Consider the following 20,810-nt stretch of genomic DNA (forward strand, 5'->3'; position numbering starts at 1 on the left):
GAGTGGTTTGGCACCTCGATGTCGGCTCGTCACATCCTGGGGCTGGAGAAGGTCCCAAGGGTTCGGCTGTTCGCCGATTAAAGTGGCACGCGAGCTGGGTTCAGAACGTCGCGAGACAGTTCGGTCTCTATCTGTTGTGGGCGTTGGAAATTTGAGGGCAGCTGACTCTAGTACGAGAGGACCGAGTCGGACACACCGCTGATGTACCTGTTGTGACGCCAGTCGCACCGCAGGGTAGTTACGTGTGGATGAGATAAGCGCTGAAAGCATCTAAGTGCGAAGCTTAGCCCAAGATGAGATTTCCTTTAAGGGTCGTTGTAGATGACGACGTTGATAGGCTGCAGGTGTAAAGTCAGTAATGGCAAAGCCGAGCAGTACTAATTACCCGTAAACTTTCTGTTATAATCAGGTTTTTCCTTATCATGCCGTATTTTCTTTCAGTCAATAGTCAATTTTTAGATTAAGATATTTAAAATTTTGGTGACTATAGCTACGGGGTCCACTTCTTCCCATTCCGAACAGAGTCGTTAAGCCCGTACACGCAGATGGTACTGGATAAAACCGGGAGAGTATGTAGTCGCCTTTTTTCTTTAATATAACACCTTGTATCAAGGTCTGAATATAATACCGAAAAGTGCTCAAAAAATTTTGAGCACTTTTTTTTTGACCTGCCCACTCCTACTCTACACTGCCTTGTTAATTAATTTTTTATTTACTTATAATGATTTTATTCGATATTATTGTAAATTTGCAACAAATGTGCAATATATGAACAAATCACTTATCCAAATACAAATAAACCGACTATACTTTAGTAAGGATGTTAGCATGAACAACACTGTACTCCTTAAAGAAGTTGATGGAGACAGATATATTTCGATAGTTATAGGAACATTTGAAGCCAACTTTATTAAACTTTATATCAGCAAAAACGATATCTCTAGACCTCTGATTTACCAACTGTTTATGAACTACTTAGAAGTAACCGACAGTGAAGTTGAACATGCCGTTATAAATAGACTCGAAGAAGGAATATTTAAGGCTAACATATATTTTGTAAGTAATGGCGAAACAATTATGTTAGACTCAAGGGCTTCTGATGCAATAATAATGTGTTTACTATCGAAAAGCTCCTTGTATGTTACCGAAGAAGTTATGTTAGAAGCCGGTTTTAATCTCAATGAGGAAAAATCGGATGAAGATTTTGATGGTGATAACGAATACAATTTTATCAATGCCTTAAATAACGTAGATAGTGTTGACAACATGTCCATTTCCGATTTGGAATTTTTATTAGAACAGACTATTGAAGACGAAAACTACGAATTGGCAGCTAAAATTAGAGATATAATTGAAAAGAAAAAAAGCAATTAACATAAATATAAGTATATGAAAATAAAAATCAGGTTAATAATAATGAACGTTCTCCAATACGCAATATGGGGAGCATGGTTGATTTCGTTAGGTGGCTACTTGGGTGGGAAACTGAATTATACAGGAGTACAAATAGGTAGCTTTTTTGCAACAATGGGTATAGCCTCCTTAGTAATGCCTGCAATAATGGGTATTATAGCCGACAGATGGGTCAATGCCGAAAAGGTTCTAGCAATATCTCACTTAATAAGTGGAACATTTATGTTTGTTGCTGCAGGACAAACCGAGTACCACATGCTATACACATTTATTTTATTGGCAGTTCTGTTCTACATGCCCACAATAGCATTATCAAATTCGGCAGCTTACAACGCACTTGCAAAGCATAATATGGACCCTATAAAACACTTCCCACCGGTGCGTATATTCGGTACAATAGGATTTATTGTTTCGATGATTTTAGTTGATTTAATAATAATAGATGGGGTTGCACTTTCTAAATCTGCGAACCAACTATATTTTTCGGCTATAATTTCATTTGCATTAGGATTGTACTCGTTCACTTTGCCTAGATGCGACATCAATAAAAATCCTGATAAAAGTTCGCTCGTCGATATGTTAGGTTTACGAGCTTTTACTCTTTTTAAAGAAAAAAGGATGGCAGTATTCTTTGTTTTCTCTATGCTTTTAGGAGTTGCCTTACAAATTACAAATGCTTTTGCAAACCTGTACTTAACCGATTATTTTGGAAACATGCCACAATATGCCAATAGTTTTGGTGTTAGACACGCAAATATTTTGATTTCAATATCTCAAATGTCGGAAACACTATGCATACTGCTTATTCCTTTCTTTTTAAGACGATACGGAATTAAAAACGTTATGCTAATGAGTATGATTGCATGGGTACTGCGTTTTGCCTTGCTTGGAACAGGAAATCCGGGCGACGGAGTTTGGATGTTGATTCTATCTATGATAATTTACGGTTTTGCATTCGATTTCTTCAATATATCCGGCTCTTTGTATGTCGAAACAGAAACATCGCCGTCAATACGCTCAAGTGCGCAAGGAGTATTTATGATAATGACCAACGGTTTTGGAGCCCTTATAGGTTCTTACGCAGCAGGAAAAGTTGTTGACGTAGTTGGTTGGCCCAATTCATGGTTTGTATTTGCCGCCTACGCTTTAGTTGTGTTTTTCTTGTTCTGGATTTTATTTGATTATAAACACGAACCCGAAAAAATTTCAAAATCATTATAATAAATTATTACAACTCAATAAATGAAACAATATTTAGAATTATTAGACACTATATTAAAAAAAGGAGTTGAAAAGCCTGACCGAACAAATACAGGTATAAAAAGTATTTTCGGTTACCAAATGCGTTTCGACTTAAACGAAGGTTTTCCGCTACTGACAACCAAAAAAACGCATCTTCGTTCTATAATTCACGAATTATTATGGTTTTTGAAAGGCGATACAAATATCAAATACTTAAAAGACAACAAAGTAACTATTTGGGACGAATGGGCTGACGATAACGGAGATTTAGGTCCTATATACGGACACCAATGGCGTAGTTGGGACAAGCATGATGGCGGATTTGTAGATCAAATTTCGGAAGTAGTAGAAAATATTAAAAAAGAGCCATATTCGCGTAGGCATATTGTAAGTGCATGGAATGTAGGCGTTCTTGATAAAATGGCTTTACCTCCTTGTCATATATTGTTTCAGTTTTATGTAGCCGAAGGAAGACTGTCGTGTCAACTGTATCAACGCAGTGCCGATGTTTTTTTAGGCGTACCTTTTAATATTGCGTCGTACTCACTTTTAACCATGATGATAGCACAGGTTACTAATTTAAAGTTGGGCGATTTCGTTCACACATTAGGCGATGCGCATTTGTATTCCAATCATATTGAACAGGCTAAAATTCAACTTGCTAGAGAACCTAGACCTCTTCCAACAATGAAAATCAATAAAGATGTAAAAAATATTTTTGATTTTAAGTACGAAGATTTTACTATCGAGAATTACGACCCGCATCCTCACATTAAAGCAGAAGTAGCAGTATAATTATTATGAAAAACAATATACCAATTTCAATTATAGTCGCCATAGCAAAAAATTATGCTATCGGTAAGGACAACAAGCTGCTATGGCATATTTCTGCCGATTTGAAAAGATTTAAAAAATTAACCACCGGCAATACTATAATCATGGGCAGAAAAACTTATTTGTCGCTACCCAGAAAGCCTTTGCCTGATAGGAAGAATATTGTACTAACCAGAAGCAAAAATTTTGAAGCCGAAGGTTGCGTGGTTGTAAATAATATTGAGCAGGTTTTTGAAAATTTGAGTCCTAACAATGAAAATTTTGTAATAGGAGGCGAATCGGTTTATAGACTTTTTATGCCTTACGCTAACAAATTATATCTGACAGTGGTTGACAGAGAATACGAAGCCGACACGTTTTTCCCTAAAATTAATTTCGACGAATGGAACATAATTGATGAAGAACATCTTATTGCTAACGATGATTTACACTATAAAAACGTCACTTTATTGAGAAAACAGTAAAACATGTGGGATAGCTACATTAAAGGTTTTATAACGTATCTGAAAATTGAGCGTTCGCTCTCAGCTAATACTATTGCGGCGTACAATAGAGATATTACTAAGTTTGCCATATACTGCAGGGATAATAAGTCTGAAAACAGCAAACCCACGGAAATAGAGACCAAAGACATTGAGAGTTTTATTATGTCAATAAACAATGAAAACATCTCACCTAAATCGCAGATGAGGATTATATCGGGTATTAGGGCTTTTTACAAATATTTGATTATAGAAGGAGTTATAGAAAACGACCCTACAAGTTTGATTGACAGTCCGAAATTAGGCACTCGCCTACCCGACTTCCTAACTATAAATGAAGTGGAAAGGCTTATAGGTGCTATAGATTTGTCGCATCCGCAAGGCGAAAGAAATAAGGCTATTATTGAAATTTTGTACGGCTGCGGTCTGCGTGTTTCCGAACTGATAAATTTAAAAATCAGCAACCTGTTTTTGAAAGAAGAATTTATTAAAATAGTAGGTAAAGGGAACAAAGAACGTCTTGTTCCCATTGGGAATAAAGCAATAAGGCAGTTGAACACTTATATTTTTGATGTTAGAACGCATGTAGAAATCCAGAGAGGATACGAAGACTACGTTTTTTTGAACAGAAGAGGAAAGAAACTCACACGTAACATGATAAATATTATTATTAACGACTTATTGCCGCTGGCTGGGATTAAAAAAAATGTTAGTCCGCATACATTGCGACACTCTTTTGCTACACATTTAGTTGAAGGAGGAGCCGATTTAAGGGCAGTACAAGAAATGTTGGGACACAAAAGCATAACGACTACCGAGATTTACACTCACTTGAACAAAGAATTTTTGCGAGATAACATAATTTCACATCATCCATTTTACAGAGATAAAAACCTTAATAACAGCAAGTTATAACAAGCGGCACTTCTGCAAAGCCGATTATTTCGGCAATTTTGAAAAAATATTGAGATTAATAATTGTTATTTTGCAAAATAATAGTATCTTTGCAATCTCTTTGAAAAAATGATGATTCGCTAGCTCAGCAGGTAGAGCACATCCCTTTTAAGGATGGGGTCCTGAGTTCGAACCTCAGGCGGATCACTACTTGGGCATGTTCTATATTTATTTTTTTGTTTTAACTGTTTAATACTGTTGAAATTAAAACAATTATTAAACTGTCGCATTTGAACAAATTAATAAAACTTTTACTAATTTGTTTACACTCGGTTTACATGTATTAATTTTTGTTTACAGGTATAAACATTTAAAAACAATAATAAATATGAGCATTACAATTAACCACAAATTTGTGCTTAAGCACTACGACAACAACTATTCTGTTGTTTATTTACAATTAACACAATTTCGCAGAGTTTTAAGACGTAGTACAGGCGTTAAAATTCCTACTTTAGCTTTTGATAAACAAAAACAAAGGATTAAAACGGGTTATAAAGAGCTGGCAAAATTTAATATTTTGTTAGATAACATTAATATTAAAACAAACAAGTTTATACTAAATGCTAATATAAACGAACAAAGTGTTGAGTTAGAACAAATTTTTGATTTTGTATTTAATAATAAAAAAGCCGATAAAAACATTTATTACAAAGACTTTGTTACTGATTACATTAATGCACACAAAAACACTTATAAAGATAGTGTTATAAAAATGTGGCGATGTAAACTAAATGTATTACTACAGTATAAGCCAAATTTACAGTTAAAAGATATTACAAGTAACTTTTTAGATGACTACTATAATTACCTTTTAAATGAAACAAATAATGGTAAATATTCGGCAAATACACATTTAAAAATACTACGTAAATTTACAAATATAGCATTTAAAAGAGGTCTGATTGATAAGTATGCCTTTGACAATTTTAAAATACCAACGGCACATGGCACCAGAACTTTTTTAACCTCAAACGAAATAAAACAAATTGAGCAATTTAGATTAACAACAAACAATAAACAAATAAAAAATGTTTGTACATATTTTCTATTCTCTTGTTTTACAGGTTTAAGATTTTCAGATATTTATAACTTACATTTTAGCAATATAATTGATGACTTAAACATTAAATATTTGAATATTACAATGGAAAAAACACAGGAAAAAATATTAATTCCTTTAAATAAAAAAGCACTTGATTTAATTGATTTTACAAAAACAAAAGACAAAGTTTTTGATGTGTTAAGCAACCAAAAAACAAATTCATATCTTAAAGTTGTAGCTGACTTTTGTAATATTGATAAAAATTTAACTTTTCACGTAGCCCGACACACATTTGCAACTCTCGGGCTAACTTTAGGTATTCCGATAGCTGTTATCTCTAAATTGTTAGGACATGCAAATATAAGCACTACGCAAATTTACGCAAAAATTACAAACACATTAAAAGTACAGGAAATTGCAAAATTTGACACAATTTAGCGTCTTTTAATAGCTATTAAAGACAGCAATACGCTGTAAATTCCTGCAACAATTAAAGCAACCAATAAAGTATTTGGTTGTTTTTTTTCGTTTTGATTTGTAACATATCTTGTACGATATTCAGGTACAGGTACTCTTATTGTGTCGGGTTCTTGTTTTAAACTTAATTTTAATCGGTTCGCATCTAATATTAACGAACCTTTTATTCTTTCGTCTCTGATTATAAAAGTATCCTGGACAAATAATAAATCTGGATATTCGGGTATTTTAAAACTATTAATAATAAAAGTTGTATCTAACCATATACCCGAAGTTATTATTTTTTTTTCATGAAAAACTGTGTCGTTATATGTAAGGTATGAATGTCGATGTAATAAGCGGGTAAGGCGTTTTTGTGGTGTGCATGACGTTAAAAAAACAATAATAATTGCAAATATTATTGTTTTATATTTTTTCGCAAAGTACATAACTGCTTCTTTAAAGTGTCAATTTCTGCTTGTAACTCCTCTTGCCTTTTGTGTAAAATTTCGTTTTCAGATTTTATGGCTAAATACTTGTTATTTAGTTCTATCCATTCGTCTTTGTAAAATTGTACAACACTTTTAGTAGTAACTAATTTTTCCTGTTTACTCTTATACTTAATTGTAAAAAAAGACGACAAGCCCCCGCCTACAAAAAAACTAACTAACGATAATATTACTTCCTGCCAAAATTCCATAAAATTATATTAAAAATTTTTATTCAATATATTTTTTTTATATCCCATATGATTAACTTCATTTGCAATGCAAAAAACTCTATCATTACTATTATTAAAAAAACAAGTCTCTAACACTTCAATTTCAAATTTTTTTACATTATTTACAATTTTCTCTGTTATTATATATTCATCATTTCTTTTTAATAATATACCATTTACAAATACACTAATTGAACTCATATTTATACTGGTATTTGGGGCATAGTACCTACCAAACTCATAAACATACCTATCAGGTATTTCTGTCTTTCTTATAGCAATTCCAATATCTACTTCTCTTAGTAAAAAGCTTTCGTTACTATAATATAAGGAATTTTTTAACACATATTTAGATAAATCTGGTGGTGGTGGTGGTGGTGGTGGTGGTGGTGCTTCTCTCAATTCCCCTAATATTTTATCAAACTCAACCATAGTTAAAATCGCTTTTTTAAATAATTTAATTTAATTACATCATTAGGAATATTCCATTCATAATTGTAAGATAAAATACCATTTGGATATTCTATTATAGTTTCTTTTACATTGCAATTATAATATACCTCCTCATCATACTCATATTCGTATTTTGGAATTTCAATAATCTTAACAATCGCCCATTTGTCTAATTGAAAATTATAAAAACCCAAAAAACAGATATTTACTTCCTTTTGCAAATTATCGTCCCAAAAGTTCTCTACTTCTAATACTCTATCTGCATTCTTTTTAATAAAAGACAAATTTTCAAAATTTAAATCTAACATTTTACTTCAAATTTTTAATTAAAAAATATAGGGCAATTGCTATAATTACACTATATAGTATTATGTTTACCGTTCGCATAACTTTTTTTTTTCGTCTAAAGTTTTTAAATTGTATTTGTTAATAATATTTATTAGCTTATTGGCATAATTGGCATCGGTTGCATAGCCTGCTTGCTGTAATGCTCGGGCTTGGGCTTCGGGTGTTTGGGCTTGGCGGACTATTCGATAACGGCTTAATGTAAGTAATAAATGGTTATGGTCCCGCACGCTATCGGTTTGGCTTTTGTAATTACGAAATGGCTCGTTGTATGTGCCTGTTGTACCATTTACGTTTTCTTTGGTGTCGGCGTAAATTATGCTACCGTCCCAAAATGGTGTTTTCTTGCCTCTACCCTTTATTCCGAATAAATTATTGCCAACAATGCTACGACCATATCCTGTTTCTAAACACAATTGTGCGAATTTTACAGAAGGAAACAAAGGCGTTCCAATTGTTGCTTCGATAATTACTTCGCCGTAGTTGTCAATTAAATTTTTCATTTAAAACTTTTTCATTAATTTGTTAAGGAACAATAGTAAAGCGACAACAATAAACACTTTAATTAGAAAGCTCGTGGTGCTTACTTTGTCGAGTTCGATTGTTACCGATGCTCCTATTTTGTTTGTGTTTTCCATGTTATTATTAAGCGTTAATAGTTGGTAAATTCATTAATTGGAATACTCCTACAGGGTAACCAATTCTAGCGTTTATAACTGCCTGATATGTCTTTTCTCCAAATTTTCCGTCAACCACTAATTTAGCTCCGTGTTGAGTATTTAACATAGTTTGCAAGTCTATTACTAATTGTCCTTGCATGCCTTTGGTCAAAGGAAATGTTGCAGGTATCCATCCGGGATCTGTTATTGCTACAGGCGGTTTAGTTGGGTTGTTAGTTGTATTAGTGTTGTTTGTTGTTTGCGTTTTTTTCTTTTTAACAAAAAAATAGACAACTACTGCCACAACTGCAAGTGAAATAATTATTAAAAATATTTTATCTTTTTTCATTTTATTTAATTTTTACGTTTAAAATGGGCATTCAAGTATAACAAGTTCTTTTTCGTAATTTTCTACAATCAACTTTTCAGCCGGTTGCAAAAATGAGCTGTATTTTATTTCATTGTCTCGTGGGCGATATTTAATTATAAGCGCTCGTTCTAATGCTTGTGCTTGTTTTGCCGTATTGGTTAAGACTATTCTAACAGTATAATTTTTACTATTCATCCTGTCGTTGTAGCTAATAACTTGTTGTTGTTTGTGCGACCACTTTTGGAAATGGCGATACATTGTTTTATACAAGTTATATGTACTATGCCCGATGTAAACCACTTTATTATTTTCTTTTATCAAATAGACACCTTTTTTATTCTGTGTATCTTTAAAAGTGGTTTTCCCCGACTTATTATAAGGTTTGTAATATTTATACTTTTTAAGTTTCATCTTACTTTTTTAAAACAATAATTGCAATAATTACTAATAACATTAAAAAGCCAATTTTAGCAATATTGCCGAGCATTCCCTTAGTGCGTTCGGCTCTTGCCTTTTCTAATTCCGCTTGGGCTTTTATTACCTCTGCCTCACTCTTGGCTTGTGCCTCTTGCAATCGTGCCTCTGCCTCAGCTAAATTCTTTTTTCTGCGACCGTCCCACAAAAAAGAACCTGTAAAAAAATCAAATACCTCGCTGTTTGAAGTATTATTTTGCGGTTCGTATATTTCTATTACGTTTTTATTCATAACTTTAAAATCTAAATGTCATATTTTTTGAAACAAATAACTCGTTTAATTTTGCAATCTGTTTTTTATTCATGTGTTCGTGTACAGTTTCAACTAAATTTCTACGCTTAAAATTTAAAAACCAACCAAAGCCCCAGTCGGGTGTGTCAAGTGGTGTTCCGTATTCAATTATTAACTGTTTCATGTCATCATCAGTTTGTAACTGTGCAAAAACTGCATAAATTGAATTGAAATTATTTATAATTCCAAAAGTTAAGTTGTCTAAAAAATTAAAACTCTTGTCTAATTGGTCTGCTAATGTTTTATATTTTTCAGGTGGATAGGTTAAATTAGTTTTGTTTACATTTTCAGAAGTAAAACCAAAATCATCAACTTCCTGCTGTTTTTTCTTTTCGTCGGCTGTGTTTCGTTTACCTATAAACTTTCCATACCTATTTCCAAAAAAATAAAACAAAAGCACTAAAGCAATTATAAATATGTATTTATTCCAATCTTTCATTTTTTACTAATACTAAATTTGTTCTTACCGGACACATAACCTGTATAAAAAGCAAAAACAATTAAAACAAATGCAACTATGTATATAATGTATTCCGTTTTCATTTCTATTTCTTTTTAAATCTCATTAAAACAATTACAGTTATAAGTATTAGTACAACTGCAATTGATATGTAAATGATTAACTTTTTATTGTTTTCTTGACGCTGTTGTTCCTTAGCCATTTCAAGATGTGCATAATAGGTAGCCTCTTTTTGTCGTGCTTTTTGCCCAATGTTACTCTTTTGAATAACTGCCCCACCAATGCTACCAACGGCACCGATTATTGCAGCGACTAAAATTGGAGCTATATTACTTTTGTTGTCTTGTGGCACATCTAAAGTAATTACTTTATTCGGATGTCTGTACAAATTTTGATTTGTCAAAAAAGTAATTTTTTGCGACAAGTCACGCGGATTTCTTACTTCAATAGAATTTGCAAACTTTTGCACGGCATAACCATTAGCAAGGAATTCGGATTTTGTGTCTAACCTAAGGTGTCCCTGTTCGTGCCATAACACAAAATCTTTTTCATTTTCGTTCAAATATTGCCAAATATCATTGTTTATAGCCAAAGTATTATCATCATGGTCAACTTGGGCAATATAGTCTGCATTATTCACAAATTTAACGTCACTAAACATTTACTTAATTTTAATTGTATTTTGTACATCATCTTTTTTATATGCAGGATTTGGGTCGACTTCGATTGTATTACCCAAAATTGGCTTACCTTTTACAGCATATTCTAACCTGTCGGCACTCTGGTCAACTTGAATAGTATTATTGTTTATAGTATTATTGTTCGGCGACGGTGCGTCTGTCCTTGTATTGCCAGCTGTCGGTGTATCATTAGCCGATTGGAAATTTGTTGTATCTACAGGTTTTGGCGGATAATACGGTCTCGGTGTCGGCTTAACATAATAATTGTTATTAATTATTGGCGGTTGTGAAATTGGTACTTCATTGTTTTTGCGTTTTTTTCGCCAAAAATAAAACAACAAAACTGCAATTGTTATAATAAGAATAAGGTTTAAATTATTGTTACTTTCCATAATATTAATATTTTCTAACAACAACAATAATTATTATCGCAATAATTACTAATGCTGCTATGATTAAAATGTTTCTGTTTTGTTTCTCCTTGTTAAGACGTTCATAATAATCACGCTGATATTGCCAATTGCTCATATCTCGTGCCGAACGTGCTTGTTGCCATGCCCCAAATGCTCCAATACCGGTATTTAAAAGAGTTGTTACATTACCGAGTACCCTATCAAATTTTGTAGTATCTGATGCAGTCTCCTGTGCAGGTTCACCACTTTTATAGGTATTTATTGGATTGGTGTTATCGCTTACATTTACATTGTCATTTAAAGTAACTAAATTTGAAACATTTGTATTGTTTACAATTATTTCGGAAAGTTTGTAAGCAAAACTATTCCCCTCTTTTTGGTATGCTCGATAACACATTTCGAGCAAAGTTTCATTACCTAAATTTATAATATTTAACTGCCTCAATAATTCGGACACTTCAAAATTATTTGCCTCTAATATTTGATTAAAATTTTCTAAATTTTCCATTTTGATTTTTATTAAAAAAAGGCTACACTTTAATAATAATCAACGTGTAGCCTTTAAATTCCAAACACAAAAAATTATTAACTAAATTACATTTAACACTATGTTGCTATACGTTAAAATATAAATGTTAACCTGATTTCTCTACCAGCGCCCAAGTTGAATTGTAAAAGGGTACTGAAATCAAGGTTCATTGCACCATTGCCCTGTTCAAAATTAATTTCAATTTTGTTAGTCTGGTTTTGGTATGTGCTAAAAAAATCATTTAAACTAAAGGATTGAATAGCATTACCGGACAAAGGTGTATAATTTACCATTTCGATACTTTGAGTAAACACGTCGCTATGGTTTGCCATAACTATTAGCTTACGTACTTTTTTACCTTGTTTTTGTAAGTATGCTTGAAATTGCTCGATTGAAAAACGAGTATTATCCGATTTGGATGTCAACTTATCGGCAGCACCATATGGGTCTTGAGTTGTATCCCAAGTCCTTAGCGGTTCAACGAAAAAGCCTGCGGTTTCAAGAGCTTTTTTTGTATTTGTAGAAATGTCGTAAGGCATTTCAAAAATACCGTTTAAAATTCCGATTTTTTTAGCGGTTGTAGTATTGTTACAAACCATTAAGGTAAATCTTTCCCCGATTGCGTTTTGAATATTATTCATGATTTTAAGATTTTTATTTTTCTAATTAATTTTATTTTTCTTTAATATTAATGTTGAGTTTTTAATTGCCAAATGGCTGCGTTTCTCAATGCTGTAGCTACTTCAATACCATTTTGTAAAGCATCACTTCTTACCTTATTAAACCATGTGGCATCGTTGCGTATAATTCGCATTTCCTTTGTTATCATTGCTTCGGTAATAGGTTGACCACTTGCAGTTGTACCTAAATCATTAACGGGTGTAGTGGCAGTGGCTGTTTGTGCGGTTGCGGTTTGAGGTTTAAAAAAAACAAAATACGCAACTATTAAACCGACTACAATTAAAATAATTAATGTTTTATTTTTCATTTTATTAAATTTTTATTCGTTGGTTTTTGTTCCGGTTGTTGCGTTCGGAGTAATTAAATTAGTGGTACTTGTAGTTTTTGTTTTTGCTAAACCAAAAAAATCTCCACGTCCCCAATATGCGTCATAAACAAAAACTATTATAAGCACTACACTTATAAGTGATAACCACATAAATATTTTCCCCTGTGGCGGTTTTGGTACTAAATCATCTATTTTCATTTCAAAAATTTTTAATTAATGTTTTAATTTTACATTTACAGGCAACAAAAATACAAAGCATAACAAGTTGATTATTAGATAATAACAGATAGTAACAAATAATAATAGATAATAACAAATAATAATAGTTATTAATAAATATTAGCATTGGATAAAATAAAAACCCCGCATAATGCGGGGTAAAAACAATAACAAATAGTAATATATAAGGAGGGATTAACCTAATTCGTTTCTAATTTCCTCAACCTGTCGAGGCGTTAAAACTCTATTCTTGCGTGGTAACAAATGTGGCAAAAATTCTTTTAACCACTTGCGGAACGTGGTATATGAAACACCATACACTTGTGCAAGCTGGCTATAAGTCATACTTTTGTATTTTTCTTTAGTTTCAGACATTACAACTTTTTAAATAACATTATATCTTCATTATAAGCATCTTTATTTACGCCTATTTTCATTTTTACCTTTTTAATACCATATAAACTATTCTTTAAATTTGCATTTTTTGCCAACCATTCCAACAATTCCACAATATCACTTTTATTAGATGTAAAGTAAAAAAAGTTTGTGTTTTTTAATATTGGCAAAATATCTAAATAATCTTTCAAAGTCCAATACTTCTCTGATAAATATGTTTTGTTGTCAGTCGATAAGTAAGGTGGGTCTATTAAAAAAACTACGTTTTTACGGTTTTTATACTTGTTATATAATTCTTTATAATCAGTTCTTACAATTGTAATACCATGCAAATAACCATTACAACTATAATCTTTTTGAACAATATTATTATACAAAGTTTTAGTTTTTAATTCGTCTAAACTTGTAACGTAATTAGCAGAAAACAACAAACTTGCACTTAATGTTATGTAATCGACAAAGCCCTTTTTATTATGTTTTTCTAAAACATTAATAATTTGCTTACGCTCCGAGTCCGTTATTTTCTTTTCATTTGGGTATTTATTTAAAATTTGTCGGCACTCATTTATAATTTTGTTTGTTTTATCAATGTTTTTTAATCGCTTAACAAAATTATCATAATCATTATAAACGACTACTGCATTGGGGTAAACTTGTTTAACAAAATGTGATAACAAACCAGAACCGCCGAACAAATCAACATAAATATTTTTCTCTGAAAAATTTTTTTTCAATATATTTTGAAAAATACGCTTGTAATTTCGCTTTTGCCCCTGAAATGGTAATGGACTTTGATTGTATATTTTAAACTGGGTGGATTTCATAATAATATTTGTTTTCTTTTGCTTTTTCGTTCACTATCTCTTGCACTCGTAGCCAATAATTTATATTATGTAAATATTGTTTTCTAATATTAAATGTTACAGCAGTTTTAAAAAGAATAATTTTACTTGCATAACTAAAGAATGCAGGCGGTATTCGGTCTGGTGAATGGGCAACTGCAACAATATCTAACATGTGTTGCCGTGAACGAACCAACAACTTTTCTAAATTAGTTGTTGTATTAGCACCAACAAACGCCCTAAAATCTTCAAAAACTAAAAGCCCATTATAATAATAATTAAAAACCGTATCAAGCACTTCGCCGGCTTGACTCTTTGTTGTTACTATTTTTCTGCAACCTTTATATTTTGCAACTCGTTCTTTAAATTGATAAGCAACTTCCGGCACATTAGCATATTCGGCACTATCTCCTACAATAATTAAAGCCCTACCCCCTCGCTTAAGTTCCTCTTTTATAATCTGGCGGACTAATGTAGTTTTACCACATCCGGGTTCTCCGATTACCAAAATGCGCTCAGTTAGACGTCCATTAGTTGCCATTTGTTTCGGTGTTAATTTCGTTTGCAGTTTCTTTTTCTTTTTCTTTCATCTGCTTTTCAAGTTCTGCTTGTCGTTGTTGAATTTGAGCCAGTTCATCAGCTTGTCGCTTTTGCTCTGCCTCAATTTTTTTCAATTTTCGGTCTGTTAATGCGGTTTTAATAGGTACTGCAAAAACTATAATTGTTAAAATAATAGCCGTTACTACAGGGTTGCTCTCTTTTAAATTATAATGTTCTGCAACTTTTGTGTATGCTTTTTCCAAATCCTTTTTTTGGTCAGCTCGTATTTTGTACCGTTCCGTTGGCTCTTGCCCAATAAAAGAACAAACAGAAGTAACTGCATTAGTTGCTAAATCGGCAAAACTTTTACCAACTTCTTGGGCAGTCTCTTTGCTCAGTTCCTCTGCCCTCTGTTCATTTTCTAATCTGGTTAGTTCATCATTAGGAATGCGGACGTCTTCAAAAGTTGGGCGGTCGTACTCAATTTTAGGGTTATCCATATCCCCGAGCATATCCTGAAGGCTTATTTCATTAGTATTAAAATTTTCAACCATTTGTCGCTTTATTTAGTAAATCATCAATAAATTGTGTTAAATTCTGCTTTTCGCCAAAAACCATATATTTACAGGTTTCAGAATTATATAAATATTTTTGAAAATAAATTACGCCGTCGTTCTCTACAAGTAAAATGTGTACCTTTTGCCCGTTATGATTTAAATTCTCTAATAAAAAAGCATTTAAAGAGTTGGCGATTTTTTCTGTACCAATAGAATTGATAAGTGTTTTTAATATTATTCCATTCATATTTTTAACGCATTAAATACCCATCTCGAATTGCTAAATACAAAGCAATTTCAGTTGATATATCTACATTTCTATCTTTCTTAACCTGTTTTTTGATAAGTTCCATTAACTTAAATTCATCATCGGACAATTCAAATAATACTTTACTTTTCAAAGTATTAGTATATGTTTCAGCATTAGTTGAACTTTCTTGTTTTAAATTTGAAATTTCATCAAGCAATAAAGAATTTTCATTTTTAAGGTCGATAACGGTTTCTGTTAACTCATTAATTTTGTCTTTGTCAGCTTGTATAGGAACTTCTTTTTCTTTAGGATTTTGATATAATTCTAAAAGTGCTGAAAGGAAATTATCGTGCGTTCGCTCATTCCTTAATTCGTCGTACAATTCACGAGTATCATCATATATTCGGATACTCATTGGTCGCATGTTTAATTTTTTATTTGTTTCACTCATAACTGATTGATTTTAATAATACTTTGCAAAGATACTTAAAGTTTTAGTTTAAACAAAAATTTTTGAAAAATATTTAAAAAAAATCCCGCATAGTGCGGGATTAACAACAAAATAAAAATAAATATAAGGACTAAAAAGATAAATCATCGTCCGCAGGCGGTTTAGTTAAATCATTTTTAATTGCGTTTTGTGCTTGTTGCTCCACATTGACGTCGGGAAAAGTCTCAACATCTACCTTTTCTTTAAAACTTGCAATCTCAACAAAATCAACTCGCATGCTCAAACTTGCCCTTTTTTCGCCGTTCCTGTCGGTGTACTCCGATACAAAAGGTACGCCCTCAAGGTAAACTTTTGTGCCTTGTTGCAAATATTCTGCTATTTTACAACTTTGGTCTCTGTTACGCCAATATGAGCATTGCACCCATAAAGTACGTTCTACCACTTCTTTGGTTTTGCTATCGGTATAATTTTGATTGATAGCAACCGAAAAACTAATAACTTTTGAGTCGTTGACGTTATTAATTATAGCGTCGTGTCCCAAATTTCCGAGTAATGTTAATTTAATCATAATTTGAATAATTTAAGTGTTAATGTATTTGTGTTTTGGTCCCGCATGTGCAGAACCAAATTTTTAATTTAAAATTCAGTAAATCGAGCCGTAGCGTCGGGCTGTTGATTATCAATTGCTCTTAAATGTACATCGCCATCGTACAAAAATTTAACAACTCTTTGATAAATTTCATCTATAACTTTTTTTACATCGTTTTTTTTACTCTCTGGCGTTGTTACACTATATTTTTTTTCCCATTCGGGCAATTTATCTCTTAAATGTCTGAAAAGTTTATACCGTCCTGCCCTATCCATTATAACTTCAATTGTTTCGTTTACATTTTCTCTTTTAATTCTACATGAATAAATATCTTTAATTAACCCATGTAATGTCATTTTAGCCATGTATAATCCCTCTGTCGGTTCTTCCTTAACAAACTCCAATTCCTCTAATTTAAACTTATTATAAGGCAATAATTCTAAATATTCACCTGTTTTTATGTTTTCAGCACCAAAAAAATAATGTGTACTATACTTTATAACACTAATCAAAAAATTTACGTCAGTTAATCTGTCAATAAAAAAGTTTTTTATACTATTTACAAACTCCCCTTTTAATCGCAATTCAAACCTGTAAATATTTTTTGATGTTTTATAGTAATGTTGTTCCGGTTGTTCTACTATAACTCCGTTTTTGTACCAAAATTCAACAATATATTGTTTTTTACTTTTGTCGATTTTATAATCGCAAAAACGAAATGTTATATTTATTTAAAACGAAATGTGTAAATAATTTTCCACGCACTTTTGTTTGCAAAGGTAAATAATTATAATAGATATTTATGGGGGTGCCCCACAAAACACCCAAAATTTCAATTTTTAAACACTATTTAATCGGCGTTTAAATAGCAATTAAAACAGTTCTAACTGCTTGGTAAATTGTGAGTCGTAATTAAAAGTTAGCACCTCTGTTTTTTCGCCACCGCCTGCGTTTTTATGCATCTTAATTTCCAGCATATTCCAGCCGTTCTTTTCTACATATTCTCGCAGGATATTGCTGGGATACGTACTTAAAAGGAACTTGCCTTGTATCTTCTCTATTGTGTTAAGCAGGTTCGTAAAATCTTCTAATGTGTATCCAGAATAATGCCCCATATCAGCTTGGTAGTAGGGCGGATCTAAGTAATGAAATGTTGTAGGTCTATCTGTGCTTTCGATGACTGATAGAGCATCGCGACAGAATATACTTGTACGCTCCAACCTCCTGGCATACATGTTGGTAAACGTCTGTTTACTCCACTGTACCTGTTTAGCTTTATTCTTGTCTATGCTCACGCTCCATCCATTCGTTAATATTGCGTAAATGGATTGTTTACTCAACATCCAAACCGCCCACGCACGCAGCACGTCGCTATGTTTTAGAGGTTCGTCATATATACCCCTTGCTAAGCGATGTTGATATTCCGAGTGTAATGTGCAATCTACTTCAGTTTTAAGCTCGTCAAATTTCAATTTCAAAGTTCTATAAAAATTTACCATCTCACCATTGATGTCATTGATAAATTCCACTTCTGCAGGTTTTTTTGCGAAAAACACAGCGCCGCCCCCGAAAAATGGTTCGTTGTACGCACGATGTGGCGGTATAAGGGGCAATATTATATCCACCATAAGCTGCTTTCCTCCCCAATAAGTTATGCATGTTTTCATGAGTTTTATGTTTAGTTCAGTTTTTATTTATAATTTTGCATCGTCTCACATTAATAAAAAGGTGCCACAACACCAAAGGCATAGCCTTCGTCTTGGTGTTGTGGCACCTTAACTCAGCTGAAGCGTGAGACCTTCAGCTGAGAGATGGGGGTTTTAAGTTATATATTAATTAAACCGCAAGGTCTATATCCGTTCTTTAGCGAAATGAGATGTGCTATCGTCCAACAAACATGTTCCGCATCTTTCTCTGTTGTGTATATACGTAAAGCTTGGAATCTCACTGGTGTGTCGATATACTTTGCTTTATTTCTATCCGTGTAGTATAAAAACGAGTTCTCATTCCAAAAACTTACATGTGTTGGATCTTGAAATGCACCCCTGCCATCTGTGCTAGGAACTTGGCAAAATAGAATACCTCCGGGTGCAAGCACTCTGTAAACTTCTTTCATTGTATGTATAGGATCTCTTAGATGTTCAAATATGTCGTATGCTCTTATGACACCAACAGAGCTATCGTCAAACGGGAAATCGTTATTTAGGTCAGTTATGATATCAGCATCGAGCAAGTCTACAGTTTCGTAGCCTTGTTTGGCGGAAAATCTACCACCCAATTCTATAAGTCTTAACCCGTTTCTTCTGGCTTGTGTTTCAGCTAAACTCTCTATATATTCGTCATAAATTCTATATACATTACACTGTATCTCGCTATTGTGCAATATATATGTGTTATCGCCGTGTATAAAATACTTATACAAACCCTCATCGATATGCTTAAATTTGCAAATTTGAAACAACTTACACATTAAATCCAAGTCGTCTAATACTCTCATTTCTTTGTTGTATCCACCGACTTGATAGTAGTAATTTCGTCTAAACGCCCTTAGGTGATTTGGTGCAAACCATATTCGGCTTACTGATTCCGCTGTAGGCGGAAAGCTAATATGTTCTTCCCATTCTTTATCGTATGGGCGATATTTCCAACCAAATTCCTCAGAAAAGTGATCTTCTTTTTTGTGTATTGTATTGGAATAAACAAACCCTATTTCGTCGCTTTCGTTAAATGCATCAACGACTTTTTCTATAGCTGTAGGTTCGAGTGTGTCGTCGTGATCTAATTCTAATAGTATTTCACCGCAACAATGCTCTACTGCTATTGACTTTAAAGCTCCGACGTAAGGAGGTGTGCCTACTGGAGCAGTATAAAACTTAACTCTATCGTCGCAAATAGGTGGAGCCTCTGCTCCGTTATTAAGCAAAATAACCCATTCGAAATTTTTATACGTTTGACTTAACAAAGACTCATAAGCTCTTATTAAGTATATAGGGTTGTGAGATGGTGTAAAAACAGATACTAACATTTATTTATTTGTTTATTTGTTTATTTGTTTATTTGTTTATTTGTTTATTTATTTACTTTATTAAACAGTGTAATACTCTAAATAACTTGGCGCTGTAATGGTAGTGCCATTAGACCCAATGGCTTTAGCTAACACTCTAAAAGTATCTCCAAAATCATTACACAGTAGGTCTATCTCCATGAATGCGGACTGTGAATTAGATGTTTTTGCGTGAATAATAGTGTCTTGATTAAATCCTATATGTTGTTTATGTATTACGGAAGAACCTGTATTAGCCCCATAGCTACTTGTAATATAACCTATAAGGTAGGGACGACTACCACCTGAATTCTGAAATCTTAACACAACACCTTGTCCACCACTTCCATTTATGACTGTTAATCTAATTCTGATATGATATATATGATTGTTATTACAACCAAATAGGCTTAAACTGTTAATCGTTGTGTAACCTGTGCTAGAAATCAGTATGCTTTGGTTTAATAGTAGTAAACCTACCCCTCCACTACCCGCAGCCCCCTGGTACCCTTGGTTACCCTGAGGTCCCGAAGTTCCTGTTGTGCCTTGGTGCCCTTGACTACCTTGGTTTCCTTGATTTCCTTGCGGACCTATTGAGCCTGATAGTCCTTGAAAACCCATAGCACCTTGGTATCCTTGATACCCCTGATTGCCTTGTGGACCTTGTGCACCCACACCCGAAGCTCCTGTGGTTCCTTGGTGCCCTTGGTTACCTTGTGGACCTTGTGAACCTATACCCGAAGCACCGGTAGCACCTTGATACCCTTGGTTACCTTGATATCCTTGGTTGCCCTGATTACCTTGTGCACCAGTAGCACCAGTAGCTCCCTGTTTGCCTTGTGGACCTTGAGCGCCTATAGAACCTTGATGTCCTTGGTTACCTTGATTTCCTTGTGCACCTTGAGCGCCGGTTGCGCCTTGAGCACCTGTAGAACCTTGATGTCCTTGGTTACCTTGATTTCCTTGTGCGCCGGTTGCGCCGGTCGCACCTGTAGCTCCCTGTTTGCCTTGTGGACCTTGAGCACCTTGAGCACCTGTAGAACCTTGATGTCCTTGGTTACCTTGATTTCCTTGTGCACCGGTTGCACCAGT

General features: G+C 33.3%; 32 protein-coding genes, 1 tRNA gene and 2 rRNA genes. 9 read left to right on the forward strand and 26 right to left on the reverse strand.

Annotated elements, in window-relative coordinates; genetic code table 11:
* From PHP31_07505 to PHP31_07545, 9 genes are all read left to right on the forward strand, one after another.
* Positions 1–401 (forward strand): 23S ribosomal RNA (locus PHP31_07505); the annotation flags it as partial.
* Between the two features lie 75 nt (positions 402–476).
* Positions 477–586: ribosomal RNA gene (gene rrf / locus PHP31_07510) — 5S ribosomal RNA — on the forward strand.
* Positions 587–768: 182 nt separating this feature from the next.
* A complete protein-coding gene (locus tag PHP31_07515; protein ID MDD3739124.1) occupies positions 769–1,374 on the forward strand; it encodes a bifunctional nuclease family protein in 606 nt (201 codons plus the stop codon).
* Between the two features lie 15 nt (positions 1,375–1,389).
* Positions 1,390–2,634: a nucleoside permease gene (locus tag PHP31_07520; GenBank protein ID MDD3739125.1), complete on the forward strand. Its 1,245-nt coding sequence runs from the start codon at positions 1,390–1,392 to the stop codon at positions 2,632–2,634.
* Positions 2,635–2,655: 21 nt separating this feature from the next.
* On the forward strand, positions 2,656–3,450 hold the full coding sequence (locus PHP31_07525; protein MDD3739126.1) for a thymidylate synthase: 795 nt from the start codon (positions 2,656–2,658) through the stop codon (positions 3,448–3,450).
* Positions 3,451–3,455: 5 nt separating this feature from the next.
* Positions 3,456–3,953, forward strand: a complete 498-nt coding sequence (locus PHP31_07530; GenBank protein MDD3739127.1) for a dihydrofolate reductase — start codon at positions 3,456–3,458, stop codon at positions 3,951–3,953.
* A 3-nt stretch (positions 3,954–3,956) separates the two neighbouring features.
* Complete coding sequence (gene xerD / locus PHP31_07535) at positions 3,957–4,886, forward strand: site-specific tyrosine recombinase XerD (protein MDD3739128.1); 930 nt, start codon at positions 3,957–3,959, stop codon at positions 4,884–4,886.
* A gap of 113 nt (positions 4,887–4,999) precedes the next feature.
* Positions 5,000–5,072 (forward strand) — tRNA-Lys (locus PHP31_07540).
* 373 nt (positions 5,073–5,445) lie between these two features.
* Positions 5,446–6,408 carry a site-specific integrase gene (locus tag PHP31_07545; protein ID MDD3739129.1) on the forward strand — a complete coding sequence of 321 codons (963 nt, stop codon included), beginning with the start codon at positions 5,446–5,448 and terminating at the stop codon, positions 6,406–6,408.
* Here PHP31_07545 and PHP31_07550 read toward each other — a convergent pair.
* The 26 genes from PHP31_07550 to PHP31_07675 all read right to left on the reverse strand — a co-directional run.
* Positions 6,405–6,875 (reverse strand): hypothetical protein, encoded by a 471-nt coding sequence (locus PHP31_07550; protein MDD3739130.1) that lies wholly within the window; start codon positions 6,873–6,875, stop codon positions 6,405–6,407. The genes PHP31_07545 and PHP31_07550 overlap by 4 nt on opposite strands.
* Positions 6,845–7,126 carry a hypothetical protein gene (locus tag PHP31_07555; GenBank protein ID MDD3739131.1) on the reverse strand — a complete coding sequence of 94 codons (282 nt, stop codon included), beginning with the start codon at positions 7,124–7,126 and terminating at the stop codon, positions 6,845–6,847. Before PHP31_07555 ends, PHP31_07550 begins: the two co-directional genes overlap by 31 nt.
* A gap of 9 nt (positions 7,127–7,135) precedes the next feature.
* Positions 7,136–7,579 (reverse strand): hypothetical protein, encoded by a 444-nt coding sequence (locus tag PHP31_07560; protein MDD3739132.1) that lies wholly within the window; start codon positions 7,577–7,579, stop codon positions 7,136–7,138.
* Positions 7,580–7,581: 2 nt separating this feature from the next.
* The gene (locus PHP31_07565; protein ID MDD3739133.1) at positions 7,582–7,908 is read right to left on the reverse strand and encodes a hypothetical protein; all 327 of its coding nucleotides are present in this window, start codon (positions 7,906–7,908) and stop codon (positions 7,582–7,584) included.
* 66 nt (positions 7,909–7,974) lie between these two features.
* A complete protein-coding gene (locus PHP31_07570) occupies positions 7,975–8,448 on the reverse strand; it encodes a glucosaminidase domain-containing protein (GenBank protein ID MDD3739134.1) in 474 nt (157 codons plus the stop codon).
* 142 nt (positions 8,449–8,590) lie between these two features.
* Positions 8,591–8,953: a hypothetical protein gene (locus tag PHP31_07575; GenBank protein ID MDD3739135.1), complete on the reverse strand. Its 363-nt coding sequence runs from the start codon at positions 8,951–8,953 to the stop codon at positions 8,591–8,593.
* Between the two features lie 18 nt (positions 8,954–8,971).
* Positions 8,972–9,385 carry a hypothetical protein gene (locus PHP31_07580; protein MDD3739136.1) on the reverse strand — a complete coding sequence of 138 codons (414 nt, stop codon included), beginning with the start codon at positions 9,383–9,385 and terminating at the stop codon, positions 8,972–8,974.
* A gap of 1 nt (position 9,386) precedes the next feature.
* Positions 9,387–9,680 carry a hypothetical protein gene (locus PHP31_07585; protein MDD3739137.1) on the reverse strand — a complete coding sequence of 98 codons (294 nt, stop codon included), beginning with the start codon at positions 9,678–9,680 and terminating at the stop codon, positions 9,387–9,389.
* 4 nt (positions 9,681–9,684) lie between these two features.
* Positions 9,685–10,179 (reverse strand): hypothetical protein, encoded by a 495-nt coding sequence (locus PHP31_07590; protein ID MDD3739138.1) that lies wholly within the window; start codon positions 10,177–10,179, stop codon positions 9,685–9,687.
* A 106-nt stretch (positions 10,180–10,285) separates the two neighbouring features.
* On the reverse strand, positions 10,286–10,861 hold the full coding sequence (locus tag PHP31_07595; protein MDD3739139.1) for a hypothetical protein: 576 nt from the start codon (positions 10,859–10,861) through the stop codon (positions 10,286–10,288).
* Positions 10,862–11,272 (reverse strand): LPXTG cell wall anchor domain-containing protein, encoded by a 411-nt coding sequence (locus PHP31_07600; protein ID MDD3739140.1) that lies wholly within the window; start codon positions 11,270–11,272, stop codon positions 10,862–10,864.
* Positions 11,273–11,276: 4 nt separating this feature from the next.
* On the reverse strand, positions 11,277–11,801 hold the full coding sequence (locus PHP31_07605; GenBank protein ID MDD3739141.1) for a hypothetical protein: 525 nt from the start codon (positions 11,799–11,801) through the stop codon (positions 11,277–11,279).
* A 113-nt stretch (positions 11,802–11,914) separates the two neighbouring features.
* Positions 11,915–12,463 (reverse strand): hypothetical protein, encoded by a 549-nt coding sequence (locus PHP31_07610; GenBank protein ID MDD3739142.1) that lies wholly within the window; start codon positions 12,461–12,463, stop codon positions 11,915–11,917.
* 47 nt (positions 12,464–12,510) lie between these two features.
* Positions 12,511–12,810, reverse strand: a complete 300-nt coding sequence (locus PHP31_07615) for a hypothetical protein (protein MDD3739143.1) — start codon at positions 12,808–12,810, stop codon at positions 12,511–12,513.
* Positions 12,811–12,822: 12 nt separating this feature from the next.
* Entirely contained in the window at positions 12,823–13,029 is a 207-nt protein-coding gene (locus PHP31_07620) for a hypothetical protein (protein ID MDD3739144.1), read from the reverse strand.
* A 216-nt stretch (positions 13,030–13,245) separates the two neighbouring features.
* Positions 13,246–13,425, reverse strand: a complete 180-nt coding sequence (locus PHP31_07625; GenBank protein ID MDD3739145.1) for a helix-turn-helix domain-containing protein — start codon at positions 13,423–13,425, stop codon at positions 13,246–13,248.
* The gene (locus PHP31_07630; protein MDD3739146.1) at positions 13,425–14,180 is read right to left on the reverse strand and encodes a DNA adenine methylase; all 756 of its coding nucleotides are present in this window, start codon (positions 14,178–14,180) and stop codon (positions 13,425–13,427) included. The genes PHP31_07625 and PHP31_07630 overlap by 1 nt, the downstream gene beginning before the upstream one ends.
* A 70-nt stretch (positions 14,181–14,250) precedes the next feature.
* A complete protein-coding gene (locus PHP31_07635; protein MDD3739147.1) occupies positions 14,251–14,829 on the reverse strand; it encodes an ATP-binding protein in 579 nt (192 codons plus the stop codon).
* Positions 14,819–15,382, reverse strand: a complete 564-nt coding sequence (locus PHP31_07640; protein ID MDD3739148.1) for a hypothetical protein — start codon at positions 15,380–15,382, stop codon at positions 14,819–14,821. The genes PHP31_07635 and PHP31_07640 overlap by 11 nt, the downstream gene beginning before the upstream one ends.
* Positions 15,375–15,632, reverse strand: coding sequence for a hypothetical protein (locus PHP31_07645; protein MDD3739149.1), 258 nt, complete (start codon positions 15,630–15,632; stop codon positions 15,375–15,377). Before PHP31_07645 ends, PHP31_07640 begins: the two co-directional genes overlap by 8 nt.
* Positions 15,633–15,636: 4 nt before the next feature.
* Entirely contained in the window at positions 15,637–16,086 is a 450-nt protein-coding gene (locus tag PHP31_07650; GenBank protein ID MDD3739150.1) for a hypothetical protein, read from the reverse strand.
* Between the two features lie 130 nt (positions 16,087–16,216).
* On the reverse strand, positions 16,217–16,654 hold the full coding sequence (locus PHP31_07655) for a single-stranded DNA-binding protein (protein MDD3739151.1): 438 nt from the start codon (positions 16,652–16,654) through the stop codon (positions 16,217–16,219).
* A gap of 68 nt (positions 16,655–16,722) precedes the next feature.
* The gene (locus PHP31_07660) at positions 16,723–17,187 is read right to left on the reverse strand and encodes a hypothetical protein (GenBank protein MDD3739152.1); all 465 of its coding nucleotides are present in this window, start codon (positions 17,185–17,187) and stop codon (positions 16,723–16,725) included.
* Between the two features lie 360 nt (positions 17,188–17,547).
* Complete coding sequence (locus tag PHP31_07665) at positions 17,548–18,342, reverse strand: DNA adenine methylase (GenBank protein ID MDD3739153.1); 795 nt, start codon at positions 18,340–18,342, stop codon at positions 17,548–17,550.
* Positions 18,343–18,500: 158 nt separating this feature from the next.
* The gene (locus tag PHP31_07670) at positions 18,501–19,700 is read right to left on the reverse strand and encodes a glycosyltransferase (protein ID MDD3739154.1); all 1,200 of its coding nucleotides are present in this window, start codon (positions 19,698–19,700) and stop codon (positions 18,501–18,503) included.
* Positions 19,701–19,760: 60 nt separating this feature from the next.
* Positions 19,761–20,810: hypothetical protein (locus PHP31_07675; protein ID MDD3739155.1), on the reverse strand; the 1,050-nt coding region annotated here is incomplete at its 5' end.

Source organism: Lentimicrobiaceae bacterium, assembly GCA_028697555.1.
Lineage (GTDB): Bacteria > Bacteroidota > Bacteroidia > Bacteroidales > UBA4417 > UBA4417.

What these genes read in the sequence shown, in the direction of transcription:
- PHP31_07515 (MDD3739124.1), top strand. Translation starts at nt 769, where the DNA reads ATGAACAAATCACTTATCCAAATACAAATAAACCGACTATACTTTAGT.
- PHP31_07520 (MDD3739125.1), top strand. Translation starts at nt 1,390, where the DNA reads ATGAAAATAAAAATCAGGTTAATAATAATGAACGTTCTCCAATACGCA.
- PHP31_07525 (MDD3739126.1), top strand. Translation starts at nt 2,656, where the DNA reads ATGAAACAATATTTAGAATTATTAGACACTATATTAAAAAAAGGAGTT.
- PHP31_07530 (MDD3739127.1), top strand. Translation starts at nt 3,456, where the DNA reads ATGAAAAACAATATACCAATTTCAATTATAGTCGCCATAGCAAAAAAT.
- xerD (MDD3739128.1), top strand. Translation starts at nt 3,957, where the DNA reads ATGTGGGATAGCTACATTAAAGGTTTTATAACGTATCTGAAAATTGAG.
- PHP31_07550 (MDD3739130.1), bottom strand. Translation starts at nt 6,875, where the DNA reads ATGTACTTTGCGAAAAAATATAAAACAATAATATTTGCAATTATTATT.
- PHP31_07555 (MDD3739131.1), bottom strand. Translation starts at nt 7,126, where the DNA reads ATGGAATTTTGGCAGGAAGTAATATTATCGTTAGTTAGTTTTTTTGTA.
- PHP31_07560 (MDD3739132.1), bottom strand. Translation starts at nt 7,579, where the DNA reads ATGGTTGAGTTTGATAAAATATTAGGGGAATTGAGAGAAGCACCACCA.
- PHP31_07565 (MDD3739133.1), bottom strand. Translation starts at nt 7,908, where the DNA reads ATGTTAGATTTAAATTTTGAAAATTTGTCTTTTATTAAAAAGAATGCA.
- PHP31_07570 (MDD3739134.1), bottom strand. Translation starts at nt 8,448, where the DNA reads ATGAAAAATTTAATTGACAACTACGGCGAAGTAATTATCGAAGCAACA.
- PHP31_07575 (MDD3739135.1), bottom strand. Translation starts at nt 8,953, where the DNA reads ATGAAAAAAGATAAAATATTTTTAATAATTATTTCACTTGCAGTTGTG.
- PHP31_07580 (MDD3739136.1), bottom strand. Translation starts at nt 9,385, where the DNA reads ATGAAACTTAAAAAGTATAAATATTACAAACCTTATAATAAGTCGGGG.
- PHP31_07585 (MDD3739137.1), bottom strand. Translation starts at nt 9,680, where the DNA reads ATGAATAAAAACGTAATAGAAATATACGAACCGCAAAATAATACTTCA.
- PHP31_07590 (MDD3739138.1), bottom strand. Translation starts at nt 10,179, where the DNA reads ATGAAAGATTGGAATAAATACATATTTATAATTGCTTTAGTGCTTTTG.
- PHP31_07595 (MDD3739139.1), bottom strand. Translation starts at nt 10,861, where the DNA reads ATGTTTAGTGACGTTAAATTTGTGAATAATGCAGACTATATTGCCCAA.
- PHP31_07600 (MDD3739140.1), bottom strand. Translation starts at nt 11,272, where the DNA reads ATGGAAAGTAACAATAATTTAAACCTTATTCTTATTATAACAATTGCA.
- PHP31_07605 (MDD3739141.1), bottom strand. Translation starts at nt 11,801, where the DNA reads ATGGAAAATTTAGAAAATTTTAATCAAATATTAGAGGCAAATAATTTT.
- PHP31_07610 (MDD3739142.1), bottom strand. Translation starts at nt 12,463, where the DNA reads ATGAATAATATTCAAAACGCAATCGGGGAAAGATTTACCTTAATGGTT.
- PHP31_07615 (MDD3739143.1), bottom strand. Translation starts at nt 12,810, where the DNA reads ATGAAAAATAAAACATTAATTATTTTAATTGTAGTCGGTTTAATAGTT.
- PHP31_07620 (MDD3739144.1), bottom strand. Translation starts at nt 13,029, where the DNA reads ATGAAAATAGATGATTTAGTACCAAAACCGCCACAGGGGAAAATATTT.
- PHP31_07625 (MDD3739145.1), bottom strand. Translation starts at nt 13,425, where the DNA reads ATGTCTGAAACTAAAGAAAAATACAAAAGTATGACTTATAGCCAGCTT.
- PHP31_07635 (MDD3739147.1), bottom strand. Translation starts at nt 14,829, where the DNA reads ATGGCAACTAATGGACGTCTAACTGAGCGCATTTTGGTAATCGGAGAA.
- PHP31_07640 (MDD3739148.1), bottom strand. Translation starts at nt 15,382, where the DNA reads ATGGTTGAAAATTTTAATACTAATGAAATAAGCCTTCAGGATATGCTC.
- PHP31_07645 (MDD3739149.1), bottom strand. Translation starts at nt 15,632, where the DNA reads ATGAATGGAATAATATTAAAAACACTTATCAATTCTATTGGTACAGAA.
- PHP31_07650 (MDD3739150.1), bottom strand. Translation starts at nt 16,086, where the DNA reads ATGAGTGAAACAAATAAAAAATTAAACATGCGACCAATGAGTATCCGA.
- PHP31_07655 (MDD3739151.1), bottom strand. Translation starts at nt 16,654, where the DNA reads ATGATTAAATTAACATTACTCGGAAATTTGGGACACGACGCTATAATT.
- PHP31_07665 (MDD3739153.1), bottom strand. Translation starts at nt 18,342, where the DNA reads ATGAAAACATGCATAACTTATTGGGGAGGAAAGCAGCTTATGGTGGAT.
- PHP31_07670 (MDD3739154.1), bottom strand. Translation starts at nt 19,700, where the DNA reads ATGTTAGTATCTGTTTTTACACCATCTCACAACCCTATATACTTAATA.